The following is a 9,163-nucleotide window of genomic DNA, read 5'->3' on the forward strand; positions in this document are numbered from 1 at the left end:
GTCTCGAGGTGATGAGATTTTCGTGACTGCCTGTGTGCTCGCCGCGGGCGGGGGGGGGGGCGGGGGGGGCGGGGGGGGGGGGGCGGGGGGGCGCCCCCCCCCCCCCCCCGGCCCGGGTTATCGGGTGGGGACGGTGATGGTGCCGTAGTCGAGGCCGCCGTGGCTGAAGGTCGGCACCACCGGCCACTGTCGCTTCCAGTTCGCGCACTCCGAGGACGGAATGATCTGGCGCCACTGCGGGTTTCGCGGTGACGGGGAGGCGAGAGTTTTCTCCTTGACCATGGAGTCGTACTGGTCGAGGGAGTCTTCGAGCGTGTTGGCGTTGAGCACGACTTCGCGCCCGTAGAACTCGGCGGTGCGGCGCACGCCGGGGATCTTGGACAGTTCGGGTTGCCAGCTGTCGGCGGCCATCCCGTTCTCCGAGGACACCCACACCCCGTCGGGGGTGTTGACGACAAGGGAGTGGTTGCCGTCGGTGTGGCCGGGCGTCCACAGCAGGCTGACTCCGACGCCGAGTTCGACGTCGCCATCGAAGATCTCGAGCTTGTCTTCGGGAACCCCGTTCATGCCACCGTCCACATACCAAGCCCACTGCATCGGGTGCATGGATTCGAAGGTGCCCAGCTCGCGGCGGTGCACGACCAGTTTCGCGTTGGGGAACAGCGGCTCGCGGGGCTCGGACTCGCCCTCGATCGGCTCGCTGCTGCCCAGGATCATGCGCGGGTCCTGCACGTGGAGGTGGTCGAAGCTGATGTAGTCCACGTCGGCGTTGGTCAACCCGAGCCGGGGCAGTACCTGATCGGGGTCGTTGTAGTACTTGACGAACAGTGATTCCAGGCCGATCCGGCGGCCGAAGCGCTGCAGCTGGCCGTAGAACGGGGCTTCGGCCGATCCGGCGGCCACGGTGGGTTCCCACACCAGGGTCTTGAGCTTGCCGTCGAACCCCTCGAACTGGATCACGAACATGCGGTTGATGATCGAGATGAAGGGGTTGACGCTGACCGAGTAGTTCTGGAACGCGTACTGCGCCGGATACGGTGCTGCCGCGATGTCGAAACTCTTGACCGCGCGCACCTGGCCTTGGCGCACGAAACGTTCCCGGTAGTTCTCGGCTGCCTCGCGGATGGCGTCGAGTCGCTTTCCCCGGGGCCAGATGTCATGGACGCCATCGAATTCCGGGATCGGACGCAGGGTGGCGGATTCGGTGGTGGTCATCGGTCCTTCTTCGGGTCAGTGGTGCCGGACAGGGCGCGGGCTTCGTACTGGTCGCGAGTGCTCGAGCGCTCTACGGCCTCGACCTGGTTGGGCACTGCGCGGCGCAGGACCAGATCGCGGAGCGACTGCGGTAGCAGGGTGGTGACGCGGACCAGCAGGTCGATGGTCGAGGGGATGGCTACCTGGAATCGCGGGCGGCGCAGCACCCCCACGACGGCGGCGGCGACGTCGGCGGGCTGCAGCCGGGCGGTCGCGCCGCTGTCGGTCCCGACCGCGAGTTCGGTGTCCACCACGCCGGGCATGATCACCGACACGTGCACGCCACTGCCGCGCAGTTCCTCGCGGACCCCTGTGAGGTAGCCGAGCACACCGTGTTTGGTCGCGGCGTAGGTGGACTCCCCGGGCGGGGCGAGCTTGGAGGCGGCCGAGGCGACGGTGACGATGTGACCGCTGCCGCGGGCGCGCATCTGTGGCGCGACGAGCCGCACACCACGGATCACACCGTGCAGGTTCACCGCGAGCATGCGCTCGGTCGCGGTCTCGGGTTCGTCGCCGAAGGCCCCGACCCACATCACCCCGGCATTGTTGACCAGCACATCGAGCGGACCCCACAGGTCGGTGACCTCGGCGAGGAACCGGCGGTAGGACTCGGTGTCGGTCACATCGAGAGCGAACGCACGCACCTGCCCTGGCAGCGCTTGCGCGGTCGACTCGGCGGCTTGGGCGTCGCGGTCGCCGATCGCCACCCGAGCACCGGCCTCGGCGAGCTGGCGCGCGATCTCACGCCCGATGCCCTGCGCACCGCCGGTGACCGCCACGATGCGCCCTGCCAATGGTGTTCCCGTCATGGCATGCCGCCTTTCTCGGATCGGGTTCGATTGCCAGATCCATGTTGGGCAATCGCGATTGTCAAAACTTGTTCGGCTAGTATTGCACTCCATCGGCAGGAAGGAAAGGCCCAATGACCAGCCCGGGACCCTCCGGTCCGAAACTTTCCAGCCGCAAGTACTCCGGCGTCGCGCCGGAGGAGCGAGTGCGCCTGCGTCGTGCGGCCATCCTCGAGTCGGCTTTGGAGCAGTTCGGCACCTCCGGCTACGCGGCCGCGTCGATCAAGCAGATCTGCCGCGGCGCCGGCGTCACCGAGCGCTATTTCTATGAGTCCTTTCCCAACCGGGAGGTCTGCCTCGCCGCCCTCTACGACAACCTGGCCGAGGCGATGCGCGCGGCGACCATCACCGCGCTCGAACAGGCCGAACCCGATCTCGATTCACTCACCGCGGCAGGGCTCGGCGGCTTCATCGGATACCTGAGCAGCGACCCACGCCGCGCGCGGGTAGTTCTCATCGAAGTCGTCGGTGTCTCACCGGACATGGAACAGCGTCGTCACCGGGTACTGCGCGATTTCGTCGACACCGTGACGACAATCTGGACGACAGACAGCCCCCACGCACCGGTACGAAGCCGGCGGCTGACCGTGACAGCACTGGTCGGTGGCGTCAACCATCTGCTGGTCGACTGGTTGATGGACGGGCGCCGTGACGACCCCGCCGACCTCGTGGCGGTGTGCGTTGACCTGTTCGCTGCCGCTCGCGCGCAGTGGGAGGCCGTTGCCGCGTCCTCTCAACGGCCTCTCGACTGATCAGCTGACCCAGCGGCCCGCTAGGACGTGATGCGCAGCAGCCCACCGTTCTCGTGGACGGGCCGGCCGTGGCCGGGAAACACTGAGCGCACGGGCAACGTATCGAGGAATCTCCTGGTCTGCTGCGCCGCGGTCGGATCGACGACTTCGGGAGTGTGCCAGGCCGCTCCGGCTCGCCCGAGAACGGCATCGCCGCACCGCGCTCGGCCATCGCATTACCGCGGGCGTCGCGTAGCCCGCGTGCCGCGATCCGGAGATCAGTCCGGAGACGGCGCGCAGGTCGATCGGCTGGTCGAGCAGGACCCGCCAGATCGGCGCTGTGGAGCGCAGCTCAGTCACCGACAGTTGCAGCCCCATGCACTCCGAAGCTGCCAGCTACATTCGTATTGTGCACTGAACAGACCCACCAGCTGCCGTCTCGTTTCGTGAAACCCAGGTTCCGCGATTGGTCACCGAGAAATCAGGTGTCCGCAGCGTCTGCTCGACATTGACGATCGCATGTCCACCGGCAGCCGCACCGCCAGAATCTCGTAGTGCGCCTCGGCATCCTGGCTGTTCCGCAGCGCGGCCAGGTGGTAGGCGTGCAGCTCGTCCCAGTTCAGGAAGACCGAGGTCGCCGGATTGATGAAAACCACGTCATCAGTGAAGACACTGTCGAACGCACCGGCATCCTTCGGCCGTACGCCGTATGTATCGACAGTCACCGTTCCAACATCCGGCTACCCATCGTCACCGATCCGGATCCTATTTGCTGTTGCGGACAAATGCGGACTCAGGCGGCCGGTTGACCGCCCTCGCGGGCGTTCTCACGTAGCCCACCTGCGATGAAGAGTGCCCCCACAGGGACTCGAACCCTGACTGTGCGGATTTTAAGTCCGCTGCCTCTGCCAATTGGGCTATAGGGGCGTCCCGGATAGCGTAGCGAATCGTACGGGTGTACCGGAATCCTGTTGGTCGACAAGGTCGGCCCGGCGTGTCGGAACGGACCACGCCGGGACCGATCATGTCATCGAAGGTGCTGGTCAGTCTGCACTCGCGGCCTTTTTGCCGAGGACAGAGTGGCGGCGGCCATAGGCGAAGTAGACGGCGAAGCCGATGGCCATCCAGATCACGAAGCGCAGCCAGGTTTCCACCGAGAGGTTCACCATCAGCCACAGGCAGGCCGCGACGGCCAGGATGGGGACGAGGGGGACCAGGGGGACGCGGAAGCCGCGGGGCAGGTCGGGGCGGGTGCGGCGTAAGACGATGACGCCGACCGAGACCAGGACGAAGGCGAACAGCGTGCCGATGTTCACCATCTCCTCCAGCGTGCCGAAGTCGACGAAACCGGCGAGCACGCAGCAGATCACGCCGACGATGACGGTCAGCCGCACCGGCGTGCCGCGCTTGCCGGTGTGGGCGAGCCCACGGGGCAGCAGCCCGTCGCGCGACATCGCGAACAGCACGCGGGTCTGCCCGAGGAACAGCACCATCACCACGGTGGTGAGGCCGGCCAGTGCACCGATGGAGATGACGTTCTTGGCCCAGTCCACGCCGTGGATCTGGAATGCCGTTGCCAGCGTGGCATTCTCGCCGGCCAGCTCGGTGTAGGGCACCATGCCGGTGAGCACCAGCGTCACCGCCACGTAGAGCACGGTGACGATCAGCAGCGAACCGAGGATGCCGCGCGGCACCGCCTTCTGCGGGTTCTTGGTCTCCTCGGCGGCGGTTGCCACGACGTCGAAACCGATGAACGCGAAGAACACGATGCTGGCCGCGGCGAGCAGGCCGTACCAGCCGAAGTTGGTGTCACCAGCGCCGGTGATGAATTGGAACAGCGTCTGGTGCAGTCCGCTGGCGCTTTCCTCGGCAGGTTGCGACGGTGGGATGTACGGACTCAGGTTGGACGCCTTGAAGTAGGTGATGCCGAGGACGAGCACCAGCGCGATGACGGCGAGCTTGATCGCCACCGCGACCGCCGACACCCGCGAGGACACCTTGGTGCCGACGGCGAGCAGCACACCGAGCACGGCGAGCAGTGACACCGCGCCCCAGTCGAAGGTGACCGATCCTAATTGCACAGTGGCGGAATCGAATCCGAATACCGTGCCGAGATATTGCGACCAGCCTTTCGCGACCACCGACGCGGCGAGCGCGAATTCCAGGATCAGGTCCCAGCCGATGATCCACGCCACCAATTCACCGAAGGTGGCATAGGAATAGGTATAGGCGCTACCGGCAACGGGCACGGTCGAAGCGAATTCCGCATAACAGACCGCGGTGAGCCCACAGGCGATCGCCGCGAAAACGAATGCCAGCGAGACCGAAGGACCGGCCACATTGCCCGCGGTGCGCGCGGTGAGGGTGAAGATGCCCGCGCCGACGACAACGGCGACACCGAAGATCGTGAGATCCCAGGCGGTCAGGTCCTTGCGGAGCTTGGAATCGGGATCATCGGTATCGAGAATCGACTGCTCGACGGATTTGGTGCGGAACAACCCGCTCCAGCGGCCGGGCGATCGGCCCACGGCTGGAGCGTCCTGCGGTGTCGGCACGGTATTTCTCCTTCTGCTACGAAACGTAATCGGGGATTACCCGGAAATCAGGTCAGTGCACGCCTTGCATGCGGCGCTTGATCCAGGGCGCACACCCGACGACGACGAGACCGGCCACGATGGCCGCGGCACCGCTGAACCCGAAGTAGGCGGTCTCGCTCTCGGGGCTGTAGAAGCGGGCGAGCGTGCCCGCCATCGACGTGCCGATACCGACGGAGAAGAAATACAGCGCCATCATCTGCGAGCGGAACGCGGCGGGCGCGAGATGGGTGGTCACCGCCAGACCGATCGGCGAGAGCAGCAGTTCCGAGATCGCGAAGCCGCCCAGGATCGCGAAGACCGCGAGCACCGGCACGGTCTTGCCGTCGAAACCGCTGAGCAGCGCGAACAACCAGAACGCGATGCCCATGCCGATGACGCCGAGCGCGAACTTGATCGGCGTGCTCGGCGCGCGATTGCCGAGCTTGGTCCACATCAGCGCGAACAGCGGCGAGAGCGCGATGATCCACACCGGCTCGACCGAACCGATCCAGCTCGCCGGCGCTTCCCAGCCGAAGATCCGCCAGTCGACACGCTCGTCGGAGTACACCGCGAGCATGGTGAACATCTGCTGGAACAGCGACCAGAACACCGCGTTGGCGATGAACAGCGGGATGAACGCGACCACCCTCGTCCGCTCGACCTGCGTCACCTTGGCGCTGCGCAGCATCACCGCGAAATACGCGACCGAGGCGACCACGATGACGCCGGTGGTGACGTCGGAGAGATTCTCGAGGGTGATCAGCTTCGCCAGCACGGCCACCAGCACCACGATCGCCGCGACGGCGACCCCGATCAGCACCGGGGTCAGCTCGCGCCGGGTGATGGGGTTGGGCACCTCGCGCCCGTGGGTGCCGAGATTGCGCCGGAAGATCACATACTGGGCCAGGCCCAGCGCCATGCCGATCGCCGCGGCACCGAAGGCAACGTGGAATCCCCACTCGCGCTGCAACAGGCCCGTCAGTAGCGGGCCGCAGAACGCGCCGATATTGATGCCGAGATAGAACAGCGTGAACCCGCCGTCGACGCGCGCGTCCGTGGGCGCGTAGAGGGTGCCGAGCAACGACGACGCGTTCGCCTTCAAGCCGCCGCTGCCGAGCGCGACGAGCACCAGACCCACCCCGACACCGGTCAGCCCGGGCAACACCGCCAGCGCGAGATGCCCGGCCACGACCACGACACCGCCGTAGAAGACCGTCCGCTCCATCCCCAGCACCCGGTCGGCAATCCAGCCGCCGAGCACGGTGGACAGGTACACCAGGCCGCCGTACGCGCCGACGATGCCGAGCGCGGTGCTCTGCGCGATACCGAGGCCGCCCTCGGTGGTGGAGTAGTAGAGGTAGTAGCCCAGGATGGTGAGCATGCCGTAGAAGGAGAAACGCTCCCACAGCTCGACGCCGAACAGATTGGTCAATCCGATGGGGTGACCGAACAGGGTGCGTTCGGCCGCCTTGTCGGCGGGACTCGGCGGGTCGCCGAGCCGTGTTTCTTCCGTGGACATAAGGGAACGATCCCACGCCGAAACGGCGGACAGCAATTTTCCCGCATCGTCGCGGGTTCGGCGTGCCGCGCCCGCCGGGCCGTCGCGAACACGTCCGGCGGCAGGCGCCGACACGAATTAAGCTGTGGTGACCGGACTCCCGCGACGGACGAGGAAATCAGACGTGCTGACAGCCCAGGTGACCGTGCCGGTGCGGCCGGAAAGGGCGTTCGCGACCCTGGCCGACGGCTGGCTCTACGCGAGCTGGGTGGTCGGTGCCTCCCACATCGGCAAGGTCGACCCCGACTGGCCCGCGGTCGGCAGCCGCATCCACTACCGATTCGGGCTGTGGCCGGTGCTGATCAGCGATACGACCGAGGTGCGTGCGTTCGACCCGCCGCACCGGCTCGAGCTGGAGGCACGGCTGTGGTCGGTCGGGTCGGCGTGGATCACGCTCACGCTCGTCGAGGAAGAGCCGGGGCACACCACGATCCGGATGATCGAACGCGCTGCCCGCGGACCCGCACAGCTCATCCCCGGGGTGGCCCAAGACCTGCTCTTCGCGGCCCGCAATCAGGAATCCCTGGATCGGCTGGCCCATTTGATCCGTGCGCGTTCACAGAATGAATGACTCGCCACGAATTCCGACCGGTCCGTATTTCTCCATTGTGAGGATTTCGCACTGACATAGTTCTGTCGAATTCACCGACGCGATGTTCTGTCTGCGCATCTGGTTTAGTCTCTAGCCAATATAAAGGCGTAGATCAGGGGAACGCGCGTGCTTCATATTGAGCACTTCAACAATGGCTGGACGAATCCGGTGCTGGCCTTCGGCTTGTCGTTCATCGGTTCGGTATTGGGGCTACGGTGCGCGGTGCACGCCAAAGCGTCGCCCGCGCCACTCGGCTGGCTCATCGCCGCGGCCGTCGCACTGGGCGGAGCGGCGATCTGGGTCATGCACTTCACGGCGATGCTCGGGTTCAGCATCGACGGGGCGCCCATCCGCTACGACGTGCCGTTGACGCTGCTCAGCGCGGTTATCGCGATCGTGGTGGTGCTGATCGGGCTCACCATCGTCACCGGGGGCGGCAACGAGTGGGTGACACTGCCGATGGGCGGCGCGATCACCGGGCTGGGGGTGGCCGCCATGCACTACCTGGGGATGTGGGCGATGCGAACCACGGCGGTGATCGAATACGAGCCGGCGCTGATGGCGTTGTCGCTGGTGGTGGCGGTGGTCGCGGCCACGGCGGCACTGTGGTTCATGCTGCACGTGCGCGGCCTGCTGAAGACGGCGGGCGCCGCGCTGGTGATGGGTATCGCGGTCTGCGGCATGCATTACACGGCGATGGCGGCCATGCGCGTGCACCATGGTGAATCGATGACCGTGGTGGACGGTGTCACGCCGGTGCAATTGCTGCTGCCGTTGATCGCGACGGTGTCCTTGGTGGTCACCGGACTGGTGATCGTGGTGGGGTTGGCCGAAGTGGAAGTCGGCGAGAACCGAGCGGAATCCGCGCCGGTGCGAACGAGTGCGGGCGGGATGCACAGCACCGATCCGGCCACGCTGTCCGACAGCGGAAAGCACTGGCCGCGGCAGCCGGGTTAACCGCCGTGGCCGAATATTCGGCCACGGCGGTATCGGTCAGCTCGGCTGAGGTAGTGCGCAGTCATCGACCTTCGGATTGGCGCCCACGTAGTTCAGCGGGCCCGCGATCATCGTCACCGCGATGGTGCCGAGAGTCGCGCAGTTCTGGTCGCGTTCGGTGTAATAGCCGCGTTGACCGGCGGCCACGATGCCGATCAGCAACCACACCAGAACCACGATCGAAAGGATGCGAGATCTACTGCCTGCCATGACTGGTCCTCTATTTCGGCGGAGTCTCCGCATGGTCAGTAGTAGTGCCGTCGGCCACCGATAGCACGCCCTGTGCTCCCGACCAATAGCAGCGCGACTCCGACCACTAGGACGATGACTCCCACCGTGGTGAGGAGGGGGATGCCGAAAACGAGTCCGGCTATGAGAAGAACTGCGCCGAGAATAATCATCAGAAATCACCTTGTTCGGTGTCGGGACTGTGGAATACCGGTAGGCACCCACACACTCCGCATGCCCGGTTTTCCCGATTCGAAACAGGCTGTGCCGCAAGAGGCGGGCCGCCGGGGCGCGGGGGGGGGGGGCGGGGGGGGGGGGGCGGCGGCGGGGGGGGGTCGTGGTGGGGGGGGGACGCGGGCGCGCCGCCGGCGCCGCGCGGG

General features: G+C 66.3%; 10 protein-coding genes and 1 tRNA gene. 3 read left to right on the top strand and 8 right to left on the bottom strand.

Annotated elements, in window-relative coordinates; genetic code table 11:
* Positions 1–117: 117 nt before the first annotated feature.
* Together ACFWPX_RS05075 and ACFWPX_RS05080 are read right to left on the bottom strand one after the other, a co-directional pair.
* Positions 118–1,215, bottom strand: a complete 1,098-nt coding sequence (locus ACFWPX_RS05075) for a hypothetical protein (RefSeq protein ID WP_378926280.1) — start codon at positions 1,213–1,215, stop codon at positions 118–120.
* Positions 1,212–2,063 (bottom strand): SDR family oxidoreductase, encoded by an 852-nt coding sequence (locus tag ACFWPX_RS05080; protein WP_378926281.1) that lies wholly within the window; start codon positions 2,061–2,063, stop codon positions 1,212–1,214. Before ACFWPX_RS05080 ends, ACFWPX_RS05075 begins: the two co-directional genes overlap by 4 nt.
* Before the next feature lie 113 nt (positions 2,064–2,176).
* Here ACFWPX_RS05080 and ACFWPX_RS05085 point away from each other — a divergent pair, with 113 nt between their 5' ends.
* Positions 2,177–2,854, top strand: a complete 678-nt coding sequence (locus ACFWPX_RS05085; protein WP_378926282.1) for a TetR/AcrR family transcriptional regulator — start codon at positions 2,177–2,179, stop codon at positions 2,852–2,854.
* Between the two features lie 449 nt (positions 2,855–3,303).
* Here the strand turns inward: ACFWPX_RS05085 and ACFWPX_RS05090 are convergent, their stop codons facing one another.
* The 4 genes from ACFWPX_RS05090 to ACFWPX_RS05105 all read right to left on the bottom strand — a co-directional run bounded on the left by ACFWPX_RS05090 (position 3,304) and on the right by ACFWPX_RS05105 (position 6,928).
* Entirely contained in the window at positions 3,304–3,558 is a 255-nt protein-coding gene (locus ACFWPX_RS05090; RefSeq protein WP_378926284.1) for a hypothetical protein, read from the bottom strand.
* A gap of 128 nt (positions 3,559–3,686) precedes the next feature.
* Positions 3,687–3,760, bottom strand: a tRNA-Leu gene (locus ACFWPX_RS05095).
* Between the two features lie 116 nt (positions 3,761–3,876).
* On the bottom strand, positions 3,877–5,388 hold the full coding sequence (locus ACFWPX_RS05100) for an amino acid permease (RefSeq protein WP_378926285.1): 1,512 nt from the start codon (positions 5,386–5,388) through the stop codon (positions 3,877–3,879).
* Positions 5,389–5,440: 52 nt separating this feature from the next.
* On the bottom strand, positions 5,441–6,928 hold the full coding sequence (locus tag ACFWPX_RS05105; RefSeq protein WP_378926287.1) for a peptide MFS transporter: 1,488 nt from the start codon (positions 6,926–6,928) through the stop codon (positions 5,441–5,443).
* Between the two features lie 163 nt (positions 6,929–7,091).
* Between ACFWPX_RS05105 and ACFWPX_RS05110 the strand changes: the two genes are divergently transcribed.
* Both ACFWPX_RS05110 and ACFWPX_RS05115 read left to right on the top strand, forming a co-directional pair.
* Entirely contained in the window at positions 7,092–7,538 is a 447-nt protein-coding gene (locus ACFWPX_RS05110; RefSeq protein ID WP_378926288.1) for an SRPBCC family protein, read from the top strand.
* 147 nt (positions 7,539–7,685) lie between these two features.
* Complete coding sequence (locus ACFWPX_RS05115) at positions 7,686–8,516, top strand: MHYT domain-containing protein (protein ID WP_378926289.1); 831 nt, start codon at positions 7,686–7,688, stop codon at positions 8,514–8,516.
* Positions 8,517–8,552: 36 nt separating this feature from the next.
* Here ACFWPX_RS05115 and ACFWPX_RS05120 read toward each other — a convergent pair whose 3' ends face one another.
* Both ACFWPX_RS05120 and ACFWPX_RS05125 read right to left on the bottom strand, forming a co-directional pair.
* Complete coding sequence (locus ACFWPX_RS05120; RefSeq protein WP_378919464.1) at positions 8,553–8,765, bottom strand: hypothetical protein; 213 nt, start codon at positions 8,763–8,765, stop codon at positions 8,553–8,555.
* A gap of 35 nt (positions 8,766–8,800) precedes the next feature.
* Positions 8,801–8,956, bottom strand: a complete 156-nt coding sequence (locus ACFWPX_RS05125; RefSeq protein ID WP_378919463.1) for a DUF6131 family protein — start codon at positions 8,954–8,956, stop codon at positions 8,801–8,803.
* Between the last annotated feature and the right edge of the window lie 207 nt (positions 8,957–9,163).

Origin of the sequence: Nocardia sp. NPDC058518 (genome assembly GCF_042719655.1) — a bacterium.
Classification (GTDB): Bacteria; Actinomycetota; Actinomycetes; order Mycobacteriales; family Mycobacteriaceae; genus Nocardia.

Excerpts from the sequence above, each read along its gene's own strand:
- ACFWPX_RS05075 (WP_378926280.1), bottom strand. The coding sequence starts at position 1,215 with ATGACCACCACCGAATCCGCCACCCTGCGTCCGATCCCGGAATTCGAT.
- ACFWPX_RS05105 (WP_378926287.1), bottom strand. The coding sequence starts at position 6,928 with ATGTCCACGGAAGAAACACGGCTCGGCGACCCGCCGAGTCCCGCCGAC.
- ACFWPX_RS05080 (WP_378926281.1), bottom strand. The coding sequence starts at position 2,063 with ATGACGGGAACACCATTGGCAGGGCGCATCGTGGCGGTCACCGGCGGT.
- ACFWPX_RS05120 (WP_378919464.1), bottom strand. The coding sequence starts at position 8,765 with ATGGCAGGCAGTAGATCTCGCATCCTTTCGATCGTGGTTCTGGTGTGG.
- ACFWPX_RS05125 (WP_378919463.1), bottom strand. The coding sequence starts at position 8,956 with ATGATTATTCTCGGCGCAGTTCTTCTCATAGCCGGACTCGTTTTCGGC.
- ACFWPX_RS05085 (WP_378926282.1), top strand. The coding sequence starts at position 2,177 with ATGACCAGCCCGGGACCCTCCGGTCCGAAACTTTCCAGCCGCAAGTAC.